The sequence below is a fragment of the Methylobacterium mesophilicum SR1.6/6 genome, assembly GCF_000364445.2.
GTDB lineage: Bacteria > Pseudomonadota > Alphaproteobacteria > Rhizobiales > Beijerinckiaceae > Methylobacterium > Methylobacterium mesophilicum_A.
The window spans coordinates 4157965-4183165 of sequence record NZ_CP043538.1; the positions used below are offsets into that span (position 1 = coordinate 4157965).

The 25201-nt window shown below is 70.8% G+C and carries 24 protein-coding genes; 14 read left to right on the forward strand and 10 right to left on the reverse strand.

All coding sequences use genetic code 11. The features are described from left to right. Positions 1 to 54: 54 nt before the first annotated feature. Entirely contained in the window at positions 55 to 696 is a 642-nt protein-coding gene (locus tag MMSR116_RS19920) for a hypothetical protein (protein WP_010685800.1), read from the reverse strand. A gap of 244 nt (positions 697 to 940) precedes the next feature. Between MMSR116_RS19920 and MMSR116_RS19925 the strand changes: the two genes are divergently transcribed. From MMSR116_RS19925 to MMSR116_RS19960, 8 genes are all read left to right on the forward strand, one after another. Then, complete coding sequence (locus MMSR116_RS19925; protein ID WP_010685799.1) at positions 941 to 1528, forward strand: ANTAR domain-containing response regulator; 588 nt, start codon at positions 941 to 943, stop codon at positions 1526 to 1528. Beyond that, positions 1525 to 2526 carry a CmpA/NrtA family ABC transporter substrate-binding protein gene (locus MMSR116_RS19930; protein WP_010685798.1) on the forward strand — a complete coding sequence of 334 codons (1002 nt, stop codon included), beginning with the start codon at positions 1525 to 1527 and terminating at the stop codon, positions 2524 to 2526. Before MMSR116_RS19925 ends, MMSR116_RS19930 begins: the two co-directional genes overlap by 4 nt. A 788-nt stretch (positions 2527 to 3314) precedes the next feature. Continuing rightward, positions 3315 to 4568 (forward strand): FAD-dependent oxidoreductase, encoded by a 1254-nt coding sequence (locus tag MMSR116_RS19935; protein WP_010685797.1) that lies wholly within the window; start codon positions 3315 to 3317, stop codon positions 4566 to 4568. Positions 4569 to 4578: 10 nt separating this feature from the next. Next, positions 4579 to 6396, forward strand: coding sequence for a NirA family protein (locus tag MMSR116_RS19940; protein WP_010685796.1), 1818 nt, complete (start codon positions 4579 to 4581; stop codon positions 6394 to 6396). Then, positions 6393 to 7997: a sulfite reductase subunit alpha gene (locus MMSR116_RS19945; RefSeq protein ID WP_010685795.1), complete on the forward strand. Its 1605-nt coding sequence runs from the start codon at positions 6393 to 6395 to the stop codon at positions 7995 to 7997. The genes MMSR116_RS19940 and MMSR116_RS19945 overlap by 4 nt, the downstream gene beginning before the upstream one ends. Before the next feature lie 175 nt (positions 7998 to 8172). Then, positions 8173 to 10869, forward strand: coding sequence for a nitrate reductase (locus tag MMSR116_RS19950; RefSeq protein WP_010687455.1), 2697 nt, complete (start codon positions 8173 to 8175; stop codon positions 10867 to 10869). Between the two features lie 208 nt (positions 10870 to 11077). Beyond that, positions 11078 to 12550 carry a siroheme synthase CysG gene (cysG, locus tag MMSR116_RS19955; RefSeq protein ID WP_010687456.1) on the forward strand — a complete coding sequence of 491 codons (1473 nt, stop codon included), beginning with the start codon at positions 11078 to 11080 and terminating at the stop codon, positions 12548 to 12550. A 157-nt stretch (positions 12551 to 12707) separates the two neighbouring features. Further along, on the forward strand, positions 12708 to 13208 hold the full coding sequence (locus MMSR116_RS19960; RefSeq protein WP_010687457.1) for a cupin domain-containing protein: 501 nt from the start codon (positions 12708 to 12710) through the stop codon (positions 13206 to 13208). 6 nt (positions 13209 to 13214) lie between these two features. On the opposite strand, the gene nudC is transcribed toward MMSR116_RS19960, so the two are convergent. The 5 genes from nudC to MMSR116_RS19985 form a co-directional block, all read right to left on the reverse strand. Further along, a complete protein-coding gene (gene nudC / locus MMSR116_RS19965) occupies positions 13215 to 14117 on the reverse strand; it encodes an NAD(+) diphosphatase (RefSeq protein ID WP_010687458.1) in 903 nt (300 codons plus the stop codon). Between the two features lie 8 nt (positions 14118 to 14125). Next, positions 14126 to 14545, reverse strand: a complete 420-nt coding sequence (locus tag MMSR116_RS19970) for an HIT domain-containing protein (protein ID WP_010687459.1) — start codon at positions 14543 to 14545, stop codon at positions 14126 to 14128. Between the two features lie 78 nt (positions 14546 to 14623). Beyond that, complete coding sequence (locus MMSR116_RS19975) at positions 14624 to 15211, reverse strand: hypothetical protein (protein WP_010687460.1); 588 nt, start codon at positions 15209 to 15211, stop codon at positions 14624 to 14626. 133 nt (positions 15212 to 15344) lie between these two features. Further along, entirely contained in the window at positions 15345 to 16208 is an 864-nt protein-coding gene (locus tag MMSR116_RS19980; RefSeq protein WP_010687461.1) for a universal stress protein, read from the reverse strand. 24 nt (positions 16209 to 16232) lie between these two features. Next, the gene (locus tag MMSR116_RS19985; protein WP_039894930.1) at positions 16233 to 17381 is read right to left on the reverse strand and encodes an acyltransferase family protein; all 1149 of its coding nucleotides are present in this window, start codon (positions 17379 to 17381) and stop codon (positions 16233 to 16235) included. A gap of 437 nt (positions 17382 to 17818) precedes the next feature. On the opposite strand from MMSR116_RS19985, the gene MMSR116_RS19990 reads away from it, so the two are divergent. Then, positions 17819 to 18523: a DUF4142 domain-containing protein gene (locus MMSR116_RS19990; protein ID WP_039894946.1), complete on the forward strand. Its 705-nt coding sequence runs from the start codon at positions 17819 to 17821 to the stop codon at positions 18521 to 18523. Between the two features lie 95 nt (positions 18524 to 18618). Here MMSR116_RS19990 and MMSR116_RS19995 read toward each other — a convergent pair whose 3' ends face one another. Then, a complete protein-coding gene (locus MMSR116_RS19995; RefSeq protein ID WP_010687464.1) occupies positions 18619 to 19284 on the reverse strand; it encodes a carbonic anhydrase in 666 nt (221 codons plus the stop codon). A 45-nt stretch (positions 19285 to 19329) separates the two neighbouring features. After that, positions 19330 to 19845, reverse strand: coding sequence for an NUDIX hydrolase (locus tag MMSR116_RS20000; protein ID WP_010687465.1), 516 nt, complete (start codon positions 19843 to 19845; stop codon positions 19330 to 19332). 504 nt (positions 19846 to 20349) lie between these two features. On the opposite strand from MMSR116_RS20000, the gene MMSR116_RS20005 reads away from it, so the two are divergent. Next, positions 20350 to 20847, forward strand: a complete 498-nt coding sequence (locus MMSR116_RS20005) for a hypothetical protein (RefSeq protein ID WP_010687466.1) — start codon at positions 20350 to 20352, stop codon at positions 20845 to 20847. A 12-nt stretch (positions 20848 to 20859) separates the two neighbouring features. On the opposite strand, the gene MMSR116_RS20010 is transcribed toward MMSR116_RS20005, so the two are convergent. After that, on the reverse strand, positions 20860 to 21612 hold the full coding sequence (locus MMSR116_RS20010; RefSeq protein ID WP_010687467.1) for a DUF429 domain-containing protein: 753 nt from the start codon (positions 21610 to 21612) through the stop codon (positions 20860 to 20862). A gap of 103 nt (positions 21613 to 21715) precedes the next feature. On the opposite strand from MMSR116_RS20010, the gene MMSR116_RS20015 reads away from it, so the two are divergent. Together MMSR116_RS20015 and dut are read left to right on the forward strand one after the other, a co-directional pair. Continuing rightward, on the forward strand, positions 21716 to 22597 hold the full coding sequence (locus MMSR116_RS20015) for an HpcH/HpaI aldolase/citrate lyase family protein (RefSeq protein WP_010687468.1): 882 nt from the start codon (positions 21716 to 21718) through the stop codon (positions 22595 to 22597). Further along, positions 22594 to 23064 carry a dUTP diphosphatase gene (gene dut, locus MMSR116_RS20020; RefSeq protein ID WP_010687469.1) on the forward strand — a complete coding sequence of 157 codons (471 nt, stop codon included), beginning with the start codon at positions 22594 to 22596 and terminating at the stop codon, positions 23062 to 23064. Before MMSR116_RS20015 ends, dut begins: the two co-directional genes overlap by 4 nt. 10 nt (positions 23065 to 23074) lie before the next feature. On the opposite strand, the gene MMSR116_RS20025 is transcribed toward dut, so the two are convergent. Then, positions 23075 to 23950 (reverse strand): ATP-binding protein, encoded by an 876-nt coding sequence (locus MMSR116_RS20025; protein WP_010687470.1) that lies wholly within the window; start codon positions 23948 to 23950, stop codon positions 23075 to 23077. Positions 23951 to 24220: 270 nt separating this feature from the next. Between MMSR116_RS20025 and MMSR116_RS20030 the strand changes: the two genes are divergently transcribed. Further along, positions 24221 to 24664 (forward strand): OsmC family protein, encoded by a 444-nt coding sequence (locus MMSR116_RS20030; protein WP_010687471.1) that lies wholly within the window; start codon positions 24221 to 24223, stop codon positions 24662 to 24664. An 87-nt stretch (positions 24665 to 24751) separates the two neighbouring features. Beyond that, the gene (locus MMSR116_RS20035; protein ID WP_010687472.1) at positions 24752 to 25117 is read left to right on the forward strand and encodes a YybH family protein; all 366 of its coding nucleotides are present in this window, start codon (positions 24752 to 24754) and stop codon (positions 25115 to 25117) included. The last annotated feature ends 84 nt before the right edge of the window (positions 25118 to 25201 follow it).

The following is a 25201-nucleotide window of genomic DNA, read 5'->3' on the forward strand; positions in this document are numbered from 1 at the left end:
CGGCAGCACCGAAGTTCGAAGATCTCAGCCGTACAGTCCGGTCCGCGCGTTGCCTCAGCGCAGGCACTCGGCCACCGCTAGGGACACGGAGCCCTTCACGGCCGCAGCGCCGGTGCGCACGAGTTCGGCTGCGTCTCCGACGACACGGGCGGCGGGGGCCAGAGTGTCGGCCACCGTGTCGACAAACGGCAGGGCCGGCCTGGGGAGCGAACCGTCCTCTGCGGCCTCTGAGGCCTCCGCGTGGGCGGCGGCGAACGGGTCGGCGCCGCGCTGCGGCGCTTCCGGGCAGCGGCGGCCGGGACAGGAGCGGCGGTTCGCGGCGGCGAGGCGCGACGCCGGCCGAGCAGAACCTCCCGCGTGCAGGGTCGAGAGTGCCGTCTTCGTCACCAGCCCGTCGAGTGGATAGGCTTCCGCGAAAGCCAGCGAGGCCGGCATCCGGCTCGGCACCGGAACGTTGGCGCCCGACCGCACGAAGGCCGTCGGCGACGGCGCGGCAGGGATCGAGGGAAGAGATTCAGTCGTGAGAGGATCCAGTTGCGCCACGTTCGCCTGGACGACAGGCCGGGCCGGATTCGAGGACGGGCAATAGAGCGAGGCGACGCCCAGCAGTGCCACGACGGCCAGCGTTGGCAGGAACGGCATCGAGACGCGGCCCGTGGCGGCGTCCGTGAGGGCGGGCTGACTTGGCCTGCGCATCCGAATCACCGATCTCCATGACCGCTTCTAGACCTGCAGGATGCGGCCAGCATTGCGGCGGAAGCTGGACCGGATCTTTTCGCGGTCGTTGCAAGTGATGGCATTGGGGAAGGCGTGAAATCGGACGCGATGCGAGCGCCCGCGGCCTTCCCGGCGGCCGTCGCCGAAGGGCATATACCTTGCTTGGCTTGGGATGCCCCGACGGGGTGCCCTGCCGCGAGGATCCGCCCCGAACCGGGCTCCGATGACCGAATCCAGCCTGACCGTCGCCGTTATCGATCCAAGCCGCGCGCGAGCGGCGATCCTGGAAGAGGGGTTGCGCGCGGCCAGCGTCGGCCGCGTCGTGATCATCCCCGACACGGCCGACCTCACGGAACGCCTGACCGCGCTCAAGCCCGACGTGGTGGTCATCCATCTGGAGAGCCCGAGCCGGGACATCTTGGAGCAGATGTCGGGAGTCTCCCGCCAGGTCGAGCGGCCGGTGGCAATGTTCGTGGACCGCTCGGACTCCACCATGATGCAGGCCGCCGTGGATGCCGGGATCTCGGCTTACGTCGTCGACGGGCTGCGTGCGGAGCGGATCAAGTCGATCCTCGACATCGCGATCCTGCGCTTCAATGCCTTCGCACGCCTTCAGCGTGAACTCTCGGAGGCGCGGGGCGAACTCGCCGACCGGAAGCTCATCGAGCGGGCCAAAGGCATCTTGATGAGCGTAAAGGGTCTCTCGGAAGACGAGGCCTACAAGCAGCTGCGCCGGAAGGCCATGAACGAGAAGCGCAAGATCGCCGACATCGCCCGGGCCATCGTGACGACCGCGGACCTGCTCGGATGAGGCTTCAACTCGGCTACGTCCCGCTCTGCGACGCGGCGCCCCTAGTTGCCGCACACGAACTCGGCTTCGCGCGATCCGAAGGGCTCGACCTCGACCTGACACCCGAGCCGTCCTGGGCGACGCTGCGCGACCGGCTGGCACTCGGTCACCTCGACGCTGCGCACATGCTGGCGCCGCTGGCGCTTGCAAGCCGCCTCGCCCTGTCGGGACCACCCTCCGACCTGATCGTGCCCGTGCAGCTCAGCGTCAACGGCAATGCCATCACCCTGTCGTGTGGCCTCTGGGCGGACATGCAGCCGGTGGGGACAGGGCTGGAGGCGGTCGCCCGTGCCTTCGCCAAGGTCGCCGAGGCTCGGCACCGGGCTGGCCAACCTTTGACCCTCGGCACGGTCCATCCCTTCTCGTGCCACACCTACCAGCTTCGGCTCTTCGCCGAAGCCGGCGGCCTCGATCCGACGATCCTGCGAACGGTCGTGGTCCCGCCGCAATACAGCGTCGAGACCCTCGCGCGGGGTCTTGTGGACGGCTTCTGCGCGGGCGCTCCGTGGAACGCCGTGGCGGTTGCCGCTGGCCATGGGCATGTCGCGGTGCTCGGGCACGCGCTGGCGCCTGACGCGCCGGAGAAGGTACTGGCCGTATCGGAGCGACTTGGCGGCGCCCTCCAGCCGCTGGTCCGGGCGGTAGCGCGGGCCGGGCGCTGGTGCGCCGACCCGGACAACCGGCCGGAGTTGATCCACCGCCTCGCCCGCCGGAACTATCTCGGTCTTGACGCGACGCTCCTCGCCGCCGCCATGCCGGGCGCCACGGCCGCAGAGGCAACGGACGGGGCGCATCTCCGCTTCGGCACCACCGTTCAGGAGCCCAGCCTCGACCAAGCCCGCTGGCTCGTTCAGCAAATGTGGCTGTCGCGGCAGATATCGGGGCGGGGCGATCTCGAGGCCGCGGTGGCGACAGTCTACAGGCCCGACATCTACCGGGCGGTTGCCGCGGATCTGTGAGCCCGGAGACAGCCGAGCTCTTTCGTCATTTTCCTGGGGCAGCGTCACGGTCGGTGCTGGAACGGCGGACGTCCTCGGCCGTTGTGCTCTCGCCATGCCCGGATGCCGCAAACTCGACACTGGTTCGTTGACGTCGCATCCGCGCATGCGGGTCGAGCTTCGACGGTATGTACGCCGAGGCGGCCGGGTCCCCCGGGCGTGCAACGACAACCGCCGTCCAGGCGCAAACCGTGCCTGGTACTGGGCCCTCGCCGTGGGCGCCATGCCGACGCTGGGCCTTCTGGCGATCCTGTCATCCCTGATCTGATCGATCGGCGCCGCACAACAGCGCAGATACGATAAGGCCTGCGCGCCGGTGAGCCTGCCTGCGATCGCTTGGTCCGGCGTAATCGCGAATCGAGCCAGCAGGCTGAACTGCGAAACTGAGTAGACCACGCGGCGGCTTCCTGACATCCGGACTGCGCCGACTCTGCCGATTTGGCTGTCGCCCGCCTCATTTTTGTGCAGCGCACCTGCGACGCAACGGGGGGGACGCGATGCCGCGGAATATCGGCATTTCGCGAGCCGCCGCGGGCGCTTAGCGCTCCATCCCAAATCTGGCACGAAACCTGCTCGATACGTGTCGTCCGTCAACGGCGACGGGCAGCGCCGTCAGCGAGGCCGCTGATCCGGTTCTCCTGGGGCTGAAGCCTGCTGGGAGCCAACCGGCAGCGGCTTTTTCGTGGGCGGTCCGCCAACGATCCTGCAATCGAGGTTCCAGACGCGATCGAGCGATGGCGACATCTTCAATGCACACCTGCGCAGACGACGCGGGCGCTGAGACCGGACTGCCGCGCGAGAGACTGGTGGTCGTCGGCAACGGTATGGCCTCCCTGCGCTTCCTCGAGCGGCTGACGGAGGGTTCACCGGGCCACTTCGACGTCACCTGCATCGGCGCCGAGCCAACGGCCGCCTACAATCGTGTGCTGCTCTCCTCGCTGCTGGGCGGCGAAGTCGATGAGGCAGCCTGCGCCTTCCGCGGCCTCGATTGGTACGCGGATCACGGCATTCGCCTGATCACCGGCGCTCCGGTGACGCGGATCGACCGCGAGAACGGCCTCGTGATCGTCGGCGAGACCCACGTCCTCCCCTTCGACAAGCTGGTGCTCGCGGTCGGGTCTCTGCCGATCCGCCTGCCGAAGCCAGGCATGGATCTCCCGGGCGTCATCACATTCCGTGATCTCGCCGACGTGGCGGCGATCCGGCGGGCTGCGGTCCAGCACGCCCGGGCCATCGTCATCGGTGGCGGCCTTCTGGGACTCGAGGCTGCGGTCGGCCTCGCGCGCCTGGGTGTCGACACGACGTTGCTCCACGTCATGGACCGGCTGATGGAGCGCCAGCTCGATCACCATGCCGCCGGGCTGGTGAAGCGCGCCATGGAGGCGCGCGGCGTGCGGGTCATCCTCAAGGCCGACACCGACCGGATCGAGGGGGATGGCCGCGTCGAGCGCCTCGTCCTAGCCGACGGTACCGTTCTTCCGGCCGATCTGGTGGTGATGTCGGTGGGCGTGCGCCCCTCGGTGGCGCTGGCGCAGGTAGCCGGGCTGACGATCGGCCGCGGCATCACGGTCGACGACCGGATGACGACCTCGGATCCGCGCATCTTCGCGCTGGGCGAGTGTGCCGAGCACCGCGGCCAGATCTACGGCCTGGTCGAGCCCGCCTACGAGCATGCCGAGACGCTGGCCCGCCACCTTGCCGGTCATCCGGCCGAGTACCGGGGGACGGCTCTGTCCACGAGCCTGAAGGTGTCGGGCCTGCCGGTCTTCTCGGCCGGGATCGTGGATACGCCCGACGATGCCGAGGCGATCGTGCTCTCCGATCCCGGTGCCGGCCTCTATCGCAAACTGCTGGTGCGCGAGGGCCGGCTGATCGGCGCAGTATTCGTCGGCGACATCGCCGAGCAGGGCGCCTGCAAGGGGCTGATCCGCTCCGGCGATCCGATCGAGAGCGTGGACGACTTGATGTTCGGGCGCCCGGCGCCCGAGCCGCTGGCTGCTTGAGGAGGCGCGGATGTCCGAGACCACCACACAGATTGCCGCGGGCGCGTTCGAGGCCGAGCAGAAGCGCTACCTCGAAGGCTTCGCTTCCGGCATCGCCGCCGTCCGGTTGACCGGCGGCCTCGCCACGGGCGGGGCCGGAGCGGCCGCACCACCCACCGAGCCCACCGGCCCGGACGCGATCCACATCAAGGCGCAGGATCGGACCGTCAAGGACGGCGGCAAGCTCTGCGAGCAGGAGAAGTGGAAGCGCGCCGAGAACCCGTTCGACGGCCACAATCGCCTGATCCAGGAGGCCGCCGCCGGCAAGCAGCCGAAGCCGGAGGACAATTTTCGCTGGCGCTACCACGGGATGTTCTGGGTCGCGCCCAACCAAGTCTCGTACATGTGCCGGATGCGGATCCCCAACGGGATCCTGCACCATTGGCAGTTCGCGGGTGTCGCCGACCTCGCCGACCAGCATGGCGGCGGCTACGTTCACGTGACCACCCGGGCGAACCTGCAGGTGCGCGAGATCGGCCCCGAGCACGCCCAGCCGTTCCTCGACGGGCTCACCGATATCGGGCTGACCGCCCAGGGCGCGGGCGCCGACAACATCCGCAACGTCACCGGCTCGTCCACCGCCGGTATCGACACGCAGGAGCTCTTGGACACGCGCCCCCTTGCCAAGTCCTGGCACAACTGGATCCTGAACGACCGCTCGCTCTACGGTCTGCCGCGCAAGTTCAACGTCGCCTTCGACGGCAGCGGCGTGATGCCGACCCTGGAGGAGACCAACGACATCGGCTTCCAGGCCGTGGAGGTGCTCGACGGCGCTTCCATGCCGCCCGGCATCTACATGCGCCTCGTGCTCGGCGGCATCTCGGGCCACCGGGACCTCGCCCGCGACACCGGCATCGTGCTGAAGCCGGAGGACTGCAACGCCGTCGCCGACGCGATCATCCGGGTGTTCATCGAGAACGGCGACCGGACGAACCGCAACAAGAGCCGGATGAAGTACGTCCTCGACGCCTGGGGCTTCGACAAGTACCTCGCGGCCGTCGAGGACAAGCTCGGCCGCAAGCTCGACCGGGTCGCGCCGGAGCAGGTCGCGCCGCGGAAGGCCACCGACCGGTTCGCCCATGTCGGCGTCCACGCCCAGAAACAGCCCGGCCTCAACTGGATCGGCGTGGTCCTGCCGGTCGGCAAGATGACCAGCGATCAGGTTCGGGCGCTCGCCAAGATCGCCGCCGAGTGCGGCGACGGCCAGATCCGCCTGACCGTCTGGCAGAACTTCATCTTCTCCGGGGTTCCGGACGCGAAGGTCGCCGAGGTTGAGCAGCGGGTGCTCGATCTCGGCCTCACTACCAAGGCGGCCGGCATCCGCTCCGGCCTCGTGGCCTGCACCGGCGCCCGCGGCTGCAAGTTCGCCGCCTCCGACACCAAGGGCCACGCCCTGATCATCGCCGACCACATCGAGAAGGCCCTGCCGAACCTCGACGTGCCGGTGAACGTCCACCTCACCGGCTGCCACCACAGCTGCGCCCAGCACTACATCGGCGATATCGGGCTGATCGGCGCCAAGGTCGTCGTCTCGGAGGAGGGCGACACCGTCGAGGGCTACGACGTGGTGGTCGGCGGCGGCTTCGCCGAGAACCCGAAGATCGGCAGCGAGATCTGGAAGGCCGTGAAGGCCGAGGACGTTCCCTCCCGCGTCGAGGCGCTGCTGCGCGCCTATCTCGCCCTCCGGCAGGGCCCCGAGGAGAGCTTCCAGGCCTTCACCAGCCGCACCGGCGCGGAGGCGCTCCGCGACGCCGCCGAGGACCAGCCCGCCCTGAAGGCCGCCGCATGACCCACTACGTCTCGCCCCCCCTCGTCCTGATCCCCGAGACCGCGCCCTTCAACGAGGACCAGCGCGCCTGGCTCTCGGGCTACTTCGCGGCCCTGCTCGGCCCCGCCGTCGCGGGCGCGACGGCGCTCGCGCCCGGCGAGGGCCCCGCCACGGGCCCCAAACTCGCCGACAACGACGACGCCCCCTGGCACGACCCGTCCGTGCCGATCGCCGACCGGATGGCGATGGCGAAGGACCGGCCCGAACCGCAGAAGCTGATGGCCGCCATGGCCCAGCAGGATTGCGGCCAGTGCGGCTACAACTGCGCCGACTACGCCAACGCCATCTTCCTCAAGAACGAGGCGCGCCTGAACCTTTGCCAGCCCGGCGGCAAAGAGACCCTGCGCATGCTCAAGAAGCTGGACGAGGAGTTCGCCGCCGCCGGCGGCGCCCCCGCGGCGCCGAAGGCGGAGGACGACGCCCCGAAGGCGGCGGCCGATCTCGGCCCGCTCGGCTACTGCCGCGAGAACCCGGTCGAGGCGCTGTTCCTGTCCCGTCGACGCCTCAACGATCCGGGCGGCGAGAAGGAGACGTGGCACATCGAGATCGGGCTCGACGGCACGCCGATCCAGTACGAGGTCGGCGACTCGCTGGGCCTGTTCCCCGCCAACGCCCCGGCGCTGGTGGATGCGGTGATCGCGGAACTCGGCGCCCGGCCCGAGCGGGTGATCGGGGAAAGGACCCTGCGCGAGCACCTGCTGATCAACTACGCGCTCGGCGCGGCGCCCGACAATCTGTACCAGCTGCTGTCGCTGCTCACCTCCGGGGCGGCGCGCAAGAAGGCGCAGGCGCTCGCCTCCGGCGAGGATCCGGACGGCGACGCCGCCTATCTCGACGTGCTCGGCGCGCTGCACAAGTTCCCGGGCGCGCGGCCCGACGCCGAGGTCTTCCTGGAGGCCTTGGACGAGCTGCAGCCGCGGCTCTACTCGATCTCGTCCTCGCCCAAGATGGATGTCGGCCGCGTGTCGCTGACCGTGGACGCGGTGCGCTACAACCACCGCTCGCGGCTGCGGCTGGGCGTGGCCTCGACGCACCTGGGCGAGCGCCTGCCCGAGCAGACCAGGGTGAAGGTCTACATCCAGAAGGCGCACGGGTTCGGACTGCCGGCCGACCTGTCGAAGGACGTTATCATGTGCGGCCCCGGCACCGGCATCGCGCCGTTCCGGGCCTTCCTGCGCGAGCGCGCCGCCACGCGGGCGCCGGGCCGCAACTGGCTGTTCTACGGCCACCAGCGGCAGGCCTCGGACTTCTTCTACAAGGACGAGCTGAACAGCCTGAAGGACGACAAGGTGCTCACCCGCCTGTCCCTGGCCTGGTCGCGGGACGGGACGGAGAAGACCTACGTCCAGGACCGGATGCGCGAGAACGGCGCCGAGCTGTGGAAGTGGCTGGAGGGCGGCGCGCATTTCTACGTCTGCGGCGACGCCAAGCGCATGGCCAAGGACGTCGAGCGGGCGATCATCGACGTGGCGGCGCAGTTCGGCGGCAAGAGCCCCGAGGACGCGGTGGCCTATCTCGCGGCGCTTAAGAAGGCCGGGCGGTATCAGGCCGACGTGTACTGAACCGCAACTTGCTCTCCTCCCCCTGTGGGGAGGAGCCGGAGGTGGGGGTGGCGCAGGATGGGGCTCGGGCGGTGCCTTCTGCACCACCCCCACCCCTAACCCCTCCCCACAGGGGGGAGGGGAACGGCGGCGCGAAGCTTGCTCCCGCCCAGGACGACCCTGCGAGGATTCAGCCATGACCCAGCCAGTGGCGGCGCCGACGGTGCGGACCACCTGCCCCTATTGCGGGGTCGGGTGCGGCGTGCTCGCGACCCCGGACGGGCAGGGCGGCGCCACCATCGCGGGCGATTCCGAGCACCCGGCCAATTTCGGCCGCCTGTGCTCGAAGGGCTCGGCGCTGGGCGAGACCCTGTCGCTCGAGAACCGCCTGCTCCACCCGCAGGTCGACGGCGCCCAGGTCTCGTGGGATGCCGCGCTCGACACGGTCGCGGGCAAGCTCCGCGCGGTGGCGGACGAGCACGGGCCGGACGCGATCGCCTTCTACCTCTCGGGCCAGCTCCTCACCGAGGATTACTACGTCGCCAACAAGCTCGCGAAGGGCTTCATCGGCACGCCGCACGTGGACACCAACTCGCGGCTCTGCATGTCGAGCGCGGTCGCGGCCCACCGCCGGGCCTTCGGCTCCGACACGGTCCCGGGCTGCTACGAGGATCTCGACGAGGCCGACCTGATCGTGCTGGTCGGCTCCAACACCGCGTGGTGCCACCCGGTCCTGTTCCGCCGCATGGCCGACGCCAAGGAGCGCCGCGGCACCAAGTTCGTGGTCATCGACCCGCGCCGGACCCAGACCGCGCAGGAATGCGACCTGTTCCTCGGCATCCGGCCGGGCACCGACACCGCCCTGTTCTCGGGCCTGCTGGTCTACCTGTCGGACAACGGTTTCCGCGACCGCGCCTTCATCGATTCCCACACGGCCGGCCTCGACGGCGCCCTCGACCGCGCCCGCCAGATCGCGCCGGACCTCGCGGCTGTCGCCGCCGTCACCGGTGTGACCGAGGCCGACATCGCGGCCTTCTACGCCCTGTTCGCCGGCACCCGCCGGGTGGTCACGGCCTTCTCGCAGGGGGTGAACCAGTCGGCGCAGGGGACCGACAAGGGCAACAGCATCATCAACTGCCACCTCGTCACCGGCCGGATCGGCGAGACCGGGATGGGGCCGTTCTCGCTGACCGGCCAGCCGAACGCCATGGGCGGGCGCGAGGTCGGGGGGCTCGCCAACATGCTGGCCGCCCACATGCACTTCACCCCCGAGGAGGTAGACCGGGTGCGCCGCTACTGGGGCGCCCCGCGGATCATCACCGGCGAGGGCATGAAGGCGGTGGCGCTGTTCGAGGCGATCGCCCGGGGCAAGATCAAGGCGCTGTGGGTGATGGGCACCAACCCGCTGGTCTCGATGCCGCGGGCCGACGCGATCCGGGACTCGCTCGCCGGCCTCGACCTCTACGTGGTGTCCGAGGCGGTGGCGGATTCCGACACTGCGCGGGGGCGGGCCAGGACCACCGTGCTTCTCCCCGCCCAGGCCTGGGGCGAGAAGGACGGCACGGTCACCAATTCCGAGCGCCGGATCTCGCGCCAGCGCCGCTTCCTCGCGAGCCCCGGCGAGGCCAGGCCGGACTGGGCGGCGCTGGCGGATGTCGGGCGCCGCCTCGGCCACGGCCGGGCCTTCGCGTTCGATTCCGCCGCCGCGATCTTCCGCGAGCATGCCGGGCTCTCGGCCTACGAGAACAACGGCACCCGCGATTTCGACCTCGGCGCGCTCGCGGACATCGGCGACACCGCCTACGAGGCGGCCCTGCCGGTGCAGTGGCCGATCCCGAAGCGCTCCGGCTTCCGGGGCGCCCCGCAGGGGAAGGCGAGGCTGTTCGGCGACGGCCGGTTCTACACCTTCGACCGGCGCGCCCGCTTCGTCGCGGTGCAGCCGCCGGCCCTCGCGCTCGCGGCCTCGGCGGCGTTCCCGCTCATGCTCAACACCGGCCGGGTCCGCGACCACTGGCACACGATGACCCGCACCGGGAAGAGCCAGCGGCTCTCCGCGCACCGGGCCGTGCCGTTCGTCGAGGTCCATCCGGACGACGCGGCGGCCCACGGCCTCGCGGAGGGCGACATCGCCCGGCTCACGACCGCGCACGGCGCGGCCGAGCTGGAGGTGACGGTGACCGACACGGTGGTGCCGGGCAGCCTGTTCATGCCGATGCACTGGGGCGGCGCCTTCGCGTCGCGGGCCCGGGTCGGCGCGCTGGTGCGGGGCATGACCGACCCGGTCTCGGGTCAGCCCGAGCTCAAGGCGACCCCCGCGGCGGTCGAGTCCGTCGGCTACCGCGCCCGCGGCTTCCTGCTGACGCGCCGACAGGTGGCGCTGCCCGAGGACTGGTGGTGGGCACGCGCCGCGATCACCGGCGGCTGGGGCGCGCAGTTCGCCACCGCCGACAGCTCCCGCGCCGTGGCGCTGATGGTGCGCGGGCTGATCCAGAGCGAGGCGCTGCCGGGCGGCGAGCTGGCGGAATATGCCGACCACGCCCGCGACCGCTACCGCTGCGCGGTCTACGACGGCGACCGCCTCGTCGCCTGCCTCGCCTACGCCCCCGCCGCCGAGCGGCCGGACTGGGAGGCCGCCAAGGTCCTGTTCGCCGCCGAGTCGCCCGACGCCGCCGAGCGGCGGGCGCTGCTCTCGGGCCGCGCGGCGACCGCCTCGGCGGGTCCGGTGGTCTGCGCCTGTCACGGCGTCGGTGCGGACGTCATCGCCGCGACCGTCGCCGGAGGCGCCGGCTCCGTGGAGGCGGTGGGCGCCGCCTGCAAGGCCGGTACGAATTGCGGCTCGTGCATACCGGAGATCCGCAAGATGCTGGCCGGGCAGACCGCCCGCGCCGCATGATTATCTGATAGACTCTCGTTGAGGATGGATCGGCTTCTCCTGTCGGATCACCTCATCCTGCGGTGCCCGCGCGTGCGGGCCTCGAAGAAGGGCTCCAGGGATCGCGCGGCCGACTGGAGCCCTCCCTCGAGGCCTCCGCTACGCTCCGGCACCTCGGGATGAGGGTGCAGACGGGATCGGTTGGATCAGGACGATTCAGGACAGGCCCGTGACTGAGACCCCCCTGCGCGCAGCCCGCGCGCCCCGCGAGACCAAGGCCGCCGGCCTGGAGCCGCTGGCGGTGCTGCCCGTCTTCGTCCCCCTGCGCGGCAAGCGGGTGGTGCTCGCCGGCTCGTCCGGCGGCGCCCCCTGGAAGGTGAAGGTCCTCGCGGCGGCCGGCGCCCACGTCGACGTCTACGCGCCCGAGCCCAGCGAGGAGCTGCGCGCGGTGCCGGGCGAGATCGTCGACGGGCAGGTGGTGCTGCACGAACGCGCCTGGAGCCCGGACGACCTCTGGGGCGCGACCTTCTGCGTCGGGGCCTTGGAGGACGAGGCCGAGTGCGTCGCCTTCGTGGCGGCTGCCCGCGGGGCCGGCGCCATCGTCAACGCGGTCGACCGGCCGCATCTCTGCGACGTGAAGTTCGGCGCCATCGTCAACCGCTCGCCACTCGTGGTCGGCATCTCGACGGAGGGCGCCGCTCCGGTCTTCGGCCAGACGGTGCGCGCCCGGATCGAGGCGATGCTGCCCCGCGGCTTCGCCCGTTGGATGGCCGCGGCCCGCGACTGGCGGGACGGCGTCACCGCGCGCTTCCACGGGTTCGCCGAGCGCCGGGCCTTCTGGGAGCGCTTCACCGACCGGGCCTTCGCGGAGCCCGACCGGGCGCCGTCGGACCGGGACCTCGCCGAGCTGCTCGGCGAGACCGAGAGCGCCCCGAAGGGCGGTGCCGTGACGTTGGTCGGCGCCGGTCCCGGCGACGCGGAGCTCCTCACCCTCAAGGCGCTGCGGGCGCTGCGCAACGCCGACGTCATCCTCTACGACGACCTCGTCGCCTCCGAGATCCTCGACTACGCCCGCCGCGAGGCGCGCACCATGCTGGTGGGCAAGACCGGCCACGGCCCGTCCTGCCGCCAGGACGACATCAACGCGCTGATGGTCCAGCTCGCCCGCTCCGGCAAGCAGGTGGTGCGGCTGAAATCCGGCGACCCGCTGGTCTTCGGCCGGGCCGGCGAGGAGATCGAGGCCTGCCGGGCCGCCGGCATCCCGGTCACGGTGGTCCCCGGGATCTCGGCCGCGCAGGGTGCGGCGGCGTCCCTCGGCCTGTCCCTCACCCATCGCGATGCCGCCCGCCGCCTGCAATTCGTCACCGGCCACGACCGTCGCGGCGCCCTGCCGGACGATCTGAACTGGGGGGCGCTCGCCGATCCAAGCGTCACCACGGTGGTCTACATGCCCAAGCGGACCCTGCGGGCGCTGCTGGCGCGCGCCGTGGAGGAAGGTCTGGCGCCCACGACCCCGGCGCTGCTGGTGTTCAACGCCACCCGCCCGAGCCAGCGGGCGCTGCGCGGCACGGCCACCGACCTCGCCGACCGAGTCGAGGCCGCCGGCCTCGACGGCCCGGCTCTGCTGATGGTCGGCGAGGCTTTCGCCGAGATGCGGGGCGCGCTCCTAGTCCAGGCCGAGCAGAACCGCGTCGCGGTCTGAAGCGGCGTCTGAGTCGGTTTGAGCGGGCGGCGCTCCGCGGGACGATACCGGCTCGTCCCGCGACGATCTGCGGCGGCTTCCGAACCTGGGCAAAACCAGGGCCGGAGCCACAACAAGCCGCGGGGACGCGATCCCCGGCACGACTCGGGAGGATGGAATGACACGAACTTGGATCAACGCCGCGGCCGCGCTGGCAATCCTCGGAGGTATCGCGCCGGCGACGGCCGCGGAGAACGACCATGCCGGTCTCGTGGTCGTCCCCGACGGAGCCGCGGCCATCTACGAGCCGGGACCGCCGAACTTGCCGAAGGGCACGCAGATCAGCCGGGTCGCGGGCGATCCGTCGAAGCCCGGACCGTTCGTGCTGCGCGTGAAGGTTCCAGCCAACACGGTGATCGCGCCGCACACCCACGCGAAGCCGGAGACGCTGACGATCCTCTCGGGCTCGATCTACCACGAGCACGGGCGTACCCTCGACAAGGCCAAAGGTTCGGCGCTCAAGGTGGGCGGCTTCGTCTACCTGCCCGAGGACATGCCCCATTCGCTCTGGACGACCGACGAGCCGGTCGAACTGCAGGTCAACGGCTCCGGCCCGTTCGGACTGAACTACATCAACCCGGACGACGACCCGAGCCGGAGTGCCGGCAAGCCCGGCTAGTCCGGATCAGGTCTCGCCGGCGACGAAGGCGCGCATCAGGTAGTTGGCGATCGCCATGGGCGGCGGGGCCTGGATGCCCTCGGGATGCGTGCCCGCCAGCATGGCGGCGACCGCGTCCCGGGTGAACCAGCGCGCATCCTCCAGCTCGCTCGGGTCGGTGACGATGGCGTCGTCGAGCGCCTCGGCGGCGCAGCCCATCATCAGCGAGGACGGGAAAGGCCAGGGCTGCGACGTCCGGTAGGTCACCGCGCCGACGCGGATCCGCGTCTCCTCGAAGACTTCGCGGCGCACCGCATCCTCGATCGTCTCGCCGGGCTCGAGGAAGCCCGCGAGGCATGAGTACATGTGCGGCCGGAAATGCGGCCCGCGGCCCAGCAGGCAGGTATCGGCCCGGCGGACCAGCATGATGACCACCGGGTCCACCCGGGGGAAATGGTGGGCGGCGCAATTCGGGCACTCCCGCCGGAAACCGCCAGCCTTCACCGTGGTGGCGGTGCCGCAATTGGCGCAGAAGCCGTGGCGGGCGTGCCAGTCGAGCATCGACTTGGCTACCGCCAGAAGTCCGAGTTCCTCGGCTTCCACGGCGGCGTCGGTGGCGATCGACCGCAGATCGAGGGTGCGGGTCCCGGCGTCGGCGAACCGCTCCGCCGCCTCGGCGGGCGCCGCGGCGGCGAAGACGGGAGCACCGTCCCGGTGGCCGAGGAAGATGCGCGGGCCATCAGTGAGGCCGGCGGCGTCCGCGGGCGCGATCAGCGCGGTGGGTCCGCGCAGCACGATCCGGTCGCCGCAGAGCAGGACAAGGCGTGCCTCGGGCGCCTCAAGAGGCGGGACAGCTTCCTCGGGCTGCTCGGCGGAATGGCGGTCCAGGCGGTTGCGGACGAAGCCGAGGATGTCGCGGGGATCGGTCATCGGAAGGTTCAGGCCGCGGTGAAGAGAGCGCCGGCGCGTTCGAGGAGCTGGGCGCGGGCGTGGGGCGGGTAGGGCGTGCGGGTCTCGAAGCCCCAGACCGGGCCGGGCCAGGCCGGGTCCGAGCGGAAGCGGCCGACCACGTGCACATGAAGCTGTGCCACGATGTTGCCGAGGGCGGCTATGTTGACCTTGTCGGGCTTGGCCAGCGCCTGCATTACCCGCGTGGCGATGCGCATCTCGTGCCACAGGGCCGCCGCATCGTCCTCGGAGAGGTCGGTAATCTCGCTGATGTCCGGCCGGCGCGGCACCAGGATGAGCCACGGAAACCGGGCATCATCCATCAGCAGCACACGGCACAGGGACAAGTCGCCAACCTCTACGGTGTCGGCCGCCAGGCGCGGGTCGAGGGTGAAATCCGAGTCGCTCATCGCGGATCGGTTTAGCGCAGCTCATGCGTCCGCGCGCGGTCCGGCGTCGGGAACGATGACGCAGGCCAAGGCAATCCGTCAGAGGCCGGGTATGACGCCCTGGCGTCCCACCGCGACCGTGCCGGCGTCGAGGGCGCCGTCCGGCTCCGACCGCGCGAAGATCGTCACCGCGGCGCCGGGTTCGAGCAGCGCCTTCTCGCCGGGCGAGAGCTGAGTCACCGGCGTGTCGGCGGGGATCTCGAAGGCGGAGTGGCCATCGCGGTAGGCGAGCGCCAAGCGCATCGGCGCCAGCCCACGCACATTGGCCACCCACCCGGCCGTCAGCGTTGCGCCGGGCTCGCTGTCCCAGGGCTGAGTCCCGGCCTCGAAGCCGCGCTCGGACGGGGAGTAAAGCGTCACCGCCCGCGCGCGCTGGGAGCCGTCGCCCGGAGCTCCGACCACGCTGACGTAGCTCTCCGGCTTGATCGCACGAAGGGTCGCTTGATTGACCGCGTAGACGCGGGTCTTCGGCGTCATCCGCAGCGTGAGTGTGCTGCCGCTGCCGCGCCGGATCTCCAGGCGGTCGGCGTCGGCGCGCACGACGGTTCCCCGGAAACGCATCGACTCGGCCTGGACGGCGGAGGCGGCGGACATCGACAACAGGGCGGCGAGGAGAAGGCGGGTCACGGGGCTCCTTATCGCTTCCGTCCGGATGCGGGAGCCGAACGCCACGTGGGCGCGGCGGTTCCCGGTGTGCGGTGGGGATGCCGTGCGGCAGTCCGGTCGGCCATCGCCTCGGCGGTCGGCGATGCGCCCCTCATCAATGGGCCATCAGCACAGGCATGTCGGCCTGGGCGAGCACGTGGCTGGTGACGCCGCCGAAGATCATCTGCCGCAGGCGGCTTTGGGTGTAGGCCCCCTTGATCAGCAGGTCGCACCCGAAACCCTTGGCCTCGGCCAGGAATGTCTCGCCGGGGACGCGCCGTCCCGAGGGAAGGGCCCGGTGCGAGGCGTCCACGCCCTCGCAGGCCAGCGCCTGGGCGAGATCCTGGGCGGTCGGGCCCGGCACCATCCCGCCTTCGACGCTCAGTACGAGGACCCGTTCGGCCCGCCGCAGGAACGGCATGGCGAAAGCCACCGCCCGGGCGGTCTCGGTGGAGCCGTTCCAGGCGATCAACACCGACGTGCCCAGACTCGCCGGCGGCTCGGGCGGGGCGAGCAGGATCGGACGGCCGCTCTCGAACAGCGCGGTCTCGAAGGTTGTCATGCGCGGCGCGTTGTCGGTGGTTCCCGGTCGACCCACCACGGTGGCCGAGAACAGCCGCGCATACTGGCCCAGGAAGGCGTCGCCCGTCGGCACGTCCTGGCGCCATCGGTAGCGTGGGCCCGCGTCGGCAACCCGCTCGGGGATGCACAGGCCGTCGCGGGCGTGGCGCGGGATGCCGGCCGCATCCATGAACGCGACGAAGCGGCCGCCCGCCTCCTCGGCCTCGGCCCGGTCGGCTTCCTCGTCCCGCAGCCAGGTCATGCCGCCGACCATGTCGACGGGGACGTACTCGGCCAGCGCCGGACGCAGGGACACGCCCTCGATCAGGCTGCCGAAGCGCGCCGCCGCCAGCCGTGTCGTCTCGAAGACGGAGGGCAGGGCATCGTGCATCGCGACGGGTACGAGCAGGGTCTTCATGGCGGCGTCCTCCTCGGCGGCAGGCTAATCCGGGTGGCGCCCGTGGGAAACCGGTAGGGAGACGGCACCCACACGGTTCTGCCCGGCGCCGGGATCGAGGAGGGCGCGGACCCGGCGGGTCAGCGGCCGCTCCACGCAGCGGTGGACCAGCAGCGCAGCCGCGACGCTCGCCACCAGCATCAGGACCATCCCGCCCCAAGGATAGGCCGCCGACGCGAGGCCGGACCTGACCAGGCCCTCGCGCACGAGCCGCAGGGCGAAGGGATGCACGAGGTAGAGGGCGTAGGACGCATCCCCGAGTGCCACGAGGCCGCGCACCGCGTCCGGCAACCGCGCGCGCGCTCCCGCATCCCGACCCGGCCCGAGGGCGGAGGCCACCAGCAGGGCCGCGGGGACACCGACGAGGAGCGGCCGAAGAAACCCGTCGGCGCCGTCGAGGCCTGCCAAGGCGCGGGCGGACACGAGAAGACCGAGCACACCGAGGCCTGCGAGCCCGAACCGGGCTGCAGCGGACGGCCGAAAACCTTCACGATAGGCGAGGGCGAGCCCCGCACCGGCGGCGAATTCGAGGACGATGGGATCCGCCCAGAAGCGGAGCGGCAGCGGCAGATCCGACGCGATCGTCCCGGCGGCGACGAGGAGCACGAGGACCGCGGCCAGCCACGCGACCGCGCCGCGCCGGCCGAAGCCCAGCCCGAGAGCGAAGATCACGTAGAAGAAGGCTTCGTAGTTCAGGGTCCAGCCCAGCCCGTAGAGGGGCTGGACGGTGCCATCCGGACGGGCCGCGGGCCAGAACAGGAAACCGGCCACGAGCGCGCCGGGATCCCGCACGAGGCCCGCGGCTTCCCCGAGGAGATCGGGCCGCACGAGCGCGATGAGCAGGAAGACCAGGCTCATCAGCCAGTAGAGGGGCACCACCCGCGCGACCCGGTGGGCGAGGAACCGCGCCCGGCCGCCGGGCACGCGGAACAGGCGGTCGCTCGCGTGCACGATGACGAGGCCGGAGATCACGAAGAACAGATCGACCCCGCCCCACCACGGCAGGAGGGTCTGTGGATCGAGCTCCGGGCCGGCACCGCGCGCGGCCATCAGGCCCGCCTCATGCCGCGCGTGGTGCCACGCCACCGTCAGGGCGGCCAGCGCGCGCAGGACCTGAACGCCGACGAGGATCACCGGGCGGCCGCGCGGATTGCCGGGGTCCCGTCCCCCGAACGGAGGGTCGGTGAACCGTGTCCGCGCCTTTCCCGCCCGCTCCCGGAGGGGAGCGGTGATGCGCGAAGGCGGTCGGGCCACTGCGCGGAGGGGCAGGGCAAGGCCGCAGAGGCCGACGTGTGCCCCCTCCGGTGCAGGCTGCGGTGTTCGCACATCTCGAACAGGCAATCTGGGCCATCGCGGTCCAGTCGCGAACGCTGATCTCCACGCGTACGTCCACCCGACTGATCCCGTCGTCCCGGTTGGGATCCGACTTGGCCCGAAGCGAAAACCGCAGGAACCATAAGCTGATGGCCTCGTTGACGCACCAATTCGCGAACGCGTCGACGCGAGCTCTCGCCTCGCCGCATGGTATGGACCATGCCCGTTCGCGCATCCATCTCGAACCAGAGGTCCCGATGCTGAAGAACTATGCTGCCGCCTCCGCGCTGGTCCTGGCGCTGTCGAGCCCGGCTTTCGCCCAGGGCGCCAACGACTTCCGCCTCCAGTCGATGCAGGCGAACGCCTTCGAGATCCAGTCCTCGCAAATCGCCCTGTCCAAGTCGCGCAACCCGCGCGTTCGGTCCTACGCCCAGGAGGTGATCCGCGATCACCGCGCCGCCAACGTGGCGCTCGCCGGCGGTCAGCCCGGCATGATGGCCGGTGGCGATCCGGGCCTCGGCGGTCTTGTGACGGCTCCGATCGCGGTGGCAGGCAGCGCCGTGGGCGCCGGTGTTGGCGCGGCGACCGGTGCGGTCGGCGGCACCCTGGCGGGCGGCCCGGTCGGCGGCCTCGAAGGCGCGGGCGCCGGAGCGGCGCGGGGTGCCGCGGCGGGTGGCCAGATCGGCCGCGGGGACGTGGCGGCCACGGGCGCCTCGACTCTGGTGGCCCCGAGCCCCGAGCAGCAGGCGATGCTGTCCGAATTGTCGGCGGCCCCGGCTGGAGCGCGCTTCGACCGTCTGTACGCCGCTCAGCAGATCCAGGCGCACCAGATGACGATTGCCATGACCCAGGCCTATGCCCAGGGCGGCCCGAACCCGGCCTTGCGCAACTACGCCCAGCAGGCCCTTCCGGCCCTGCAGATGCACATGCAGCAGGCTCAGCGGCTGCCGGGCGCCATGTGAGGCGCCCCACAAAGTAGAACGACGCGCGGCCCGGCCGAGACCGGGCCGGCAGGCGGCGGGTGCGAGCCCGCCGCCTTTTTTGCGTTGGATCGGCCTCAGTCGCACGCGATGGCGGCAACCGAGCGGACGGCGAGCCCAGCGGTATCCAGCGGCGGCTTGAACTCGCCGGTTTTAGGGTCGCACACGAGGAGGGATCCGGTCGCCACGCCGAAATGCGCGCCGTGAAGCTGGGTCCGTCCGTCGTCAACCCGCTCCTTCACGAATGGGAAGGTCATCAGGTTCTCGAGGCTCTGCTTGACCACGGCGTATTCCAGCTGCGTCAGGTAGTCCGGCGCGCTGGGATCGCCCGCCTTCGACTCCGCCTGCCCCACGAGAGAGACCCATTTGCCGATGAAGTCGCCCGGAGACAGCGGCTTGGCCTTGTTGGCGTAGGCCTTGATGCCGCCGCAGGTGGCGTGGCCGAGCACGACGATGTGCTTCACTTCCAGGGCCTGGACGGCGAATTCCAGGGCTGCCGAAGTGCCGTGGTACTGGCCGTCCGGCTGATAGACCGGCACGATGTTGGCGACGTTGCGGATCGTGAACAGCTCACCCGGACCGGCATTGAAGATCGCGCTGGGCGAGACACGGCTGTCGCAGCAGCTGATGATCAGGATCTCGGGGTTCTGGGACGAGGCGAGTTGCGCGAAGCGCCGGCGCTCCGTCGGGAAGCGGTCCTGCAGGAAAGACCGGTATCCTTCAGTCAGGTATACGGGGAACATCAATTCGTCTCCGGTTAGAGGAAACCGCGTCTCGCGGAGTGGAACTCAAGGATCCTGCCAAGTCAGAACGCGCGGCTGGGCTGGAATAGTCCCGGCGGCGACTTCGGCTGCAAGGTCGGCGAGGCCCGCCGGCTCGACGCGCGCGCCGCTGGCACGCAATTCGTCGAGGGGCCACCAGCGCGTCCCGATCACGGGATTGTCCTCGGTCTCGGCGAGGCGGCTCGTGTCGACGCGGTCGTCGGGCAGGCGGACCAGGAAGTAGCGCTCGCGGGCATCCCGGGACTGGCGGAACAGGTGAAACGGCCCGTCGCAGACGGCGACGAGCGGGCCGATCGCGACGTCGTCCCGGCCGATCTCCTCTCCCAGTTCGCGCCGGCAGGCCGTGACGTGATCCTCACCCGGCTCCAGGCCGCCGCCCGGCATGAACCAGAATCGCAGGGGCTCACCGTCCGCGCCTCTAGTATGGACCGACGCGTAGGCGATCAGCAGGATCCGGTCGTGCGGATCCAGGACGACCGCACGGGCGATGTGTCGGATCGGGAAAGGGTTCGCGGCGCTCATGCGACCGAAGCTAGGGCGCGACTTGAGCGCTGGACACCGCTTGTGGTCCCGTAGGCGCGCGCGCGCCGCTTCGGAAAACACAGCTCTCGCCTTCATCCATCGAGGGCGCGTGAGGGTAGCGGAGGTGCCGCTGGAATGCGGCCTGATGTGCGTGGCCATCAGGAGAATGCTTCGGGCGCTGTGGCGCCTCTGACCGAAGCGCGGTCGAAGGTCCCGATGTCCGGGGGCTTGCGCGATCGCGCTCTTCATCACCGACGCCGCGCCGAATCCCGCGAAGGCCGCAGCTCCATGCGGCGCTCGTCACAGTTCGACCGCAACGTCTTCCAATGAGCCTACCGCTGAGGGATTACAGCGGCTTCCAAAGCGTATGAAATCTGACATCTTCGAATGCTGTATTCGTTTTTGAAAATTGCGTTGACAACGAATCTTATCTACGCGAATGTAGTATTCGCTCAATCTAAATGTGGGCAAGTCCACGAAGATCAATTCTATGGAGGATGTCCGATGCCGCTCGCGCTGCGTTTCTCCACCACGGCCCTGTTGCTTCTGACCGGAGCGACAGGCGCCATTGCCATGCCGATGGGCGGCACCTTCACCCTGCACTACGACGGCCAGAACGTGCAGCCGATCGCGCCCGGCAAGATGAAGATCGAGGAGCGCGGCTCCGGCATCAACAGGAGCCCTGGCCAGCCCCTCGACAACGCTCAGGTCACCATCGTCGAAACGGTGACGCTGGAGAGCGGGCAGGGTCCGCTGAAGGGCACGATCACCTTCGCCACGCCGAACGGGGCGGCGACGAGCCCGTTCACCGGCCGTGTCGTGACGGACGCGCAGGGTCGGATCACCGCCATGGGCACCTTCAAGGTCGCCAAGGCGACGGGGGCGTTCGCAGGCCTGAAGGGCACCGGATCGTTCACCACCGTCTTCGCATCGCAAACCGACCAGACAACCGAATGGCGCGGCGAGTTCAAGCCACCGCCTGCCCTGGCCTCGTCGCGCTGAGACGTACCGCGCTCACGGGATCCGCTGAGTCTCGCCCACGGCCGGCGCCCATATGACAACCGGCAGGCCGTGCGCGTCCTGCGCAGGCGGGTCGGGGAGAGGCCGAGCCCGCCCCGCGAGGATGTCGGCTGCCACCACCAGAGCCGCCAAGGCGTCGAGGTGGTCGTCCTCGGGCACGCCCTTGACGCGGGCATCGAGCAGGGTCTTCGGCAGCCCCGCCGCGGCGAGAAGCGCCCGCCGGAGATCGAGGCCCCGCCGGGCGTCGCGCCCCTTCTTCGCCAGGCCGAGAGGCCGGTCGCCGTTGAGGGCGTGGAACGCGACTTCCGGGTGGACCTCGTGAACCCGTCCGCGCACCTCCGGGCGCGCTCGCAGGAGCGTGTCGACCGCGCGGACGTAGCGAAAGATGTTGTAGCCTTGGATGGAAGGCGCGAAGGTCGGCTCGCTTGCGGCGCGCGAGGCGGCCTTGGCGGCGTCGTAGTCGGACGCGTAGACGGCGGCCCGCGGCGGCATCGGGAAGACCGACGACCGTGCCGGACCGAGGCGGGCGCGCGCCGCGCGATCGGCCGCCCGGCCGCCGCCGAGGATCCGGTCGGGCAAGCCGATCGGCACGTCGATCCCAACGATCAGTGGGCGCTCCGGCGCGTCGAGGAGGGCGGCCACGTCGGGAAAGAGGCCGCAGCGGTGTCGTCCGGGATCGTCAAGATCGAGGAGCGCGCCCGCCCAGGCTCCGCGGCATCCGTCCAGTCCCGCGACCCAGCGCGCCATGTCGTGTCTCCCCGCGGCCCGCGCCCTCGGCGCTTCTTGCCCCTCCGCCCGCAGAAAGCTATCCGCGTCGCGGCGGGCACCGCCGCCGCCCGGGAGAAGCGTGATGAGCGAGATCCGTCCCCGCCGCAGCGTGCTGGCCATGCCCGGCGCCAACGCCCGGGCCCTGGAAAAGGCACGGTCGCTCCCCGCCGACGTGATTCTGATCGACCTCGAGGACGGCACCGCCCCGGAGGCCAAGGCGGCGGCGCGCGCGCAGGTCGCCGCGGCCGTGGCCGCCCGCGGCTTCGGCCCCCGCGAGGTGGTGGTGCGGATCAATCCGCCCGAGACCGAGGACGGCGAGGCCGACCTCGTCGCGCTGGCTCCGGTCGCCCCGGACGCGATCCTCGTGCCCAAGGTCCGCACGTCGGACACGCTGATCGCCGTCGGTTCCCGCCTTCGCCGCCTCGGCGCGCCGCTCGCCACGCGGGTCTGGGCGATGATCGAGACGCCGATGGCGGTGGTGAACGCCGCCGAGATCGCCGGCGCCGCCCGCGACGTGGACGGGCGTCTCTCCGCCCTCGTGATCGGTCCCAACGACCTCCTCAAGGCAGCTCGCATCCGGCCGCCTGGACGGGCGGCCCTGATTCCCTGGCTTATGACTGTGCTGGCCGCCGCGCGGGCCTACGAGATCGCGGCGATCGACGGCGTGTTCACGGATCTCCGGGACGCGACCGGGTTCGAGGCCGAGTGCACGCAGGGTCGCGACCTCGGTTTCGACGGCAAGATGCTGATCCACCCGAGCCAGATCGGCCCTGCCAACGTTGCCTTCGGGCCGGATGACGGGGAGATCGCCGAGGCACGGCGGATGCTCGACGTCTTCGACGCCCCGGAGAACCGCGCCCTCGGGGTTGTCGCCGTCGACGGGAAGATGGTCGAGCGCCTCCACGTCGAGGCCGCTCGTCGGACGCTCGCGATGGCCGAGGCGATCGTGCGGCTCGGCGCGTGAGCGCGCTGCCGGAAATCGGCCTGCGGCTGCTCGATCCGCGGCTGCCCGGCTGGGGATTTCCGCGCTGGGGCTCCTCGGCCGCGGCAGGCCTCGATCTGCACGCCTGCCTCGACGCGCCGCTGGTCCTGCCGCCCCAAGCCAAGCCGGCTCTGATTCCGGCGGGGTTCAGCGTGCTCATCCGCGATCCCGCATGGTGCGGGCTGATCTTTCCCCGCTCCGGACGTGGACACCGCGAGGGCTTGGTGCTGGGCAACGGTACCGGCGTCATCGACGCGGATTACGAGGGGCCGTTGATGGTCTCCGCCTGGAATCGGGACGCGACGGAGCCGGTCCGGATCGAGCCGGGCGAGCGAATCGCGCAGCTCGTCTTCACGCGCATCACGCGACCGGTGCTCACAGTACTGGAGGGTGAGGCCGGTCCCGCCTCCGCACGCGGATCGGGCGGCTTCGGGTCGAGCGGGCGGTAGGCCCAGCCCCTCAGTCGAGCGTCGTCCCCAACCGACCGGCCAGATCCTGGATGAACTGGAAGGCGGTCCGGCCCGAGCGCGAGCCGCGGGTCGTGGCCCATTCGAGGGACTCGGCGCGCAGCTGCTCCGGCGGCACCGCGAGACCGTAGCGCTCGGCATAGGCGCGGATCATCGCCAGGTACTCGTCCTGGCTGCACTTGTGGAAGCCGAGCCAGAGGCCGAACCGGTCGGAGAGCGAGACCTTCTCCTCCACAGCCTCGCCGGGATTGATCGCGGTGGAGCGCTCGTTCTCCATCATGTCGCGGGCGAGCAGGTGGCGGCGGTTGGAGGTGGCGTAGAACAACACGTTCCCGGGCCGGCCCTCGATGCCGCCGTCGAGCGCTGTCTTGAGCGACTTGTACGAAGTGTCGTCGGCGTCGAACGAGAGGTCGTCGCAGTAGACCAGCCAGCGGTGCGGGTCGGGCCGCAGCAGCGCCATCAGGTCCGGCAGGGCCTCGATATCTTCGCGGTGGATCTCCACGAGTTTCATGGGCAGGCTGCCGACGGGGCGGCGCGCGTTGATCTCGGCATGGGCCGCCTTGACCAGCGAGGATTTTCCCATGCCGCGGGCGCCCCACAGCAGGGCATTGTTGGCCGGCAGGCCGCGGGCGAAGCGCTCGGTGTTCTCCACCAGGGTGTCGCGCGCCCGGTCGATGCCGGTGAGCAGTCCCATCTCCACACGCGCCACCTGCGGCACCGGCGTGAGCCGGCGTTCCGGCCCCCACAGGAAGGCGTCGGCCGCCTCGGGGTCGAAGGCCGGCGGGACCGCGGGCGCAGTCCGCTCCAGAGCGGTGGCGATGCGCTCCAGAAGAGGCATCAGGGCGTCGAGGGTCGTCGGGCTCGTCATCGGATCGGGTGTTCGCTTCCGGGTCGGTCAGGCGGCCGGTTCTACGGGGAAGAGCCGGGGAAATCATCCGTATCCGGACGCATGGCGCGGGCCTGCCGAACGCGAACGCGGATCGGGCGTTTGCTATCGGACGGGGAGGGGACCCGGGGGGATCCGCCCGCGCCGGACGACCAGATCCTTCACGTCAACGCCGCTCGCGCCCGGGAGGGGGACCTGCCGCGTCCCTCGAAGCGTCGCGCGACGCCTTATTGATCGATGAGAAGGACCGCGATGGAAGAGGGACCGACGATCCGGATCACCCAAGTCGCGGATTACGTCTTCACCGTCGACTTCAGCGCGGCCCTGCCGGCGCTCCGGACCGACGAGGCGCCGCCGATCGGCGGCGGGACCGGGCCTTTCCCGGAGCAGCTCCTGATCTCCGGGGTCGCGAACTGCCTCTGCGCCAGCCTCGTCTTCGCCCTGGGCAAGTTCCGGCAGGATGCGCGCGGCGTCGCGGCCGAGGCGTCCTGCCGGGTGGCGCGCAACGCCGAGGGGCGGCTGCGCATCACGGGAATCGGCGTCCACATCCAGCTCGGGGCGGCCGCCGCCGACATGCCGCGGATCGACCGGGTGCTGGAGCAGTTCGAACGGTTCTGCACCGTCTCGGAGAGCGTGAAGACTGGGATCCCGGTCGCCGTTTCGGTGGCCGATCGCGAGGGAACGCGGCTCAAATGACCCCGAGCGGGGAAAGATCGGCCGCCCGAAGCATTGCCGCAGCACCCGAACGGCCGCCAGGGCCGGACGACGACCGGAGGACACGCCATGTCGGATGAGACGCGAGAGGCCGCCCGGGCGCCCGAGGCGCTCGCCAGCCTGTTCAACCAGCGCGCCAATGCAGGCGACGTCGAGGGGCTGGTCGCGCTCTACGAACCCGACGCGGTGCTGGCGGCCGGCCGCGTCGTCGCGACCGGGCATGCCGAGATCCGGACCTTCTACGCCGACCTGCTGGCACGCAAGTCGGATTTCCCGAACCCCGAGACCCTGCCGCCCCTGCGCAACGATGGCCTTGCCATGACCTTCGCGCGGCTTCCCAACGGCGCGTTCTCGGTGGAGGTCGCCCGCGAACAGGTAGACGGGACATGGCTCTGGGCGATCGACCAGTTGAAGCTCGCGCCGCCGAAGGGCTGAGGACGAACCGGACGCTACAGGGCTGCGAACTCGGGTCACCACGAGTTGGCCCCATGCTGGAATGGCTGATCCGTTATTCCGGGC

What these genes read in the sequence shown, in the direction of transcription:
- MMSR116_RS19960 (WP_010687457.1), top strand. Translation starts at nt 12,708, where the DNA reads ATGACACGAACTTGGATCAACGCCGCGGCCGCGCTGGCAATCCTCGGA.
- MMSR116_RS19945 (WP_010685795.1), top strand. Translation starts at nt 6,393, where the DNA reads ATGACCCACTACGTCTCGCCCCCCCTCGTCCTGATCCCCGAGACCGCG.
- MMSR116_RS19940 (WP_010685796.1), top strand. Translation starts at nt 4,579, where the DNA reads ATGTCCGAGACCACCACACAGATTGCCGCGGGCGCGTTCGAGGCCGAG.
- MMSR116_RS19950 (WP_010687455.1), top strand. Translation starts at nt 8,173, where the DNA reads ATGACCCAGCCAGTGGCGGCGCCGACGGTGCGGACCACCTGCCCCTAT.
- MMSR116_RS19920 (WP_010685800.1), bottom strand. Translation starts at nt 696, where the DNA reads ATGCGCAGGCCAAGTCAGCCCGCCCTCACGGACGCCGCCACGGGCCGC.
- MMSR116_RS19990 (WP_039894946.1), top strand. Translation starts at nt 17,819, where the DNA reads ATGCTGAAGAACTATGCTGCCGCCTCCGCGCTGGTCCTGGCGCTGTCG.
- MMSR116_RS19925 (WP_010685799.1), top strand. Translation starts at nt 941, where the DNA reads ATGACCGAATCCAGCCTGACCGTCGCCGTTATCGATCCAAGCCGCGCG.
- MMSR116_RS19935 (WP_010685797.1), top strand. Translation starts at nt 3,315, where the DNA reads ATGCACACCTGCGCAGACGACGCGGGCGCTGAGACCGGACTGCCGCGC.
- MMSR116_RS20010 (WP_010687467.1), bottom strand. Translation starts at nt 21,612, where the DNA reads ATGGCGCGCTGGGTCGCGGGACTGGACGGATGCCGCGGAGCCTGGGCG.
- MMSR116_RS20015 (WP_010687468.1), top strand. Translation starts at nt 21,716, where the DNA reads ATGAGCGAGATCCGTCCCCGCCGCAGCGTGCTGGCCATGCCCGGCGCC.
- MMSR116_RS19980 (WP_010687461.1), bottom strand. Translation starts at nt 16,208, where the DNA reads ATGAAGACCCTGCTCGTACCCGTCGCGATGCACGATGCCCTGCCCTCC.
- nudC (WP_010687458.1), bottom strand. Translation starts at nt 14,117, where the DNA reads ATGACCGATCCCCGCGACATCCTCGGCTTCGTCCGCAACCGCCTGGAC.
- MMSR116_RS20035 (WP_010687472.1), top strand. Translation starts at nt 24,752, where the DNA reads ATGTCGGATGAGACGCGAGAGGCCGCCCGGGCGCCCGAGGCGCTCGCC.
- MMSR116_RS20025 (WP_010687470.1), bottom strand. Translation starts at nt 23,950, where the DNA reads ATGACGAGCCCGACGACCCTCGACGCCCTGATGCCTCTTCTGGAGCGC.
- MMSR116_RS20005 (WP_010687466.1), top strand. Translation starts at nt 20,350, where the DNA reads ATGCCGCTCGCGCTGCGTTTCTCCACCACGGCCCTGTTGCTTCTGACC.
- MMSR116_RS20030 (WP_010687471.1), top strand. Translation starts at nt 24,221, where the DNA reads ATGGAAGAGGGACCGACGATCCGGATCACCCAAGTCGCGGATTACGTC.
- MMSR116_RS19995 (WP_010687464.1), bottom strand. Translation starts at nt 19,284, where the DNA reads ATGTTCCCCGTATACCTGACTGAAGGATACCGGTCTTTCCTGCAGGAC.
- MMSR116_RS19970 (WP_010687459.1), bottom strand. Translation starts at nt 14,545, where the DNA reads ATGAGCGACTCGGATTTCACCCTCGACCCGCGCCTGGCGGCCGACACC.
- MMSR116_RS19930 (WP_010685798.1), top strand. Translation starts at nt 1,525, where the DNA reads ATGAGGCTTCAACTCGGCTACGTCCCGCTCTGCGACGCGGCGCCCCTA.
- MMSR116_RS20000 (WP_010687465.1), bottom strand. Translation starts at nt 19,845, where the DNA reads ATGAGCGCCGCGAACCCTTTCCCGATCCGACACATCGCCCGTGCGGTC.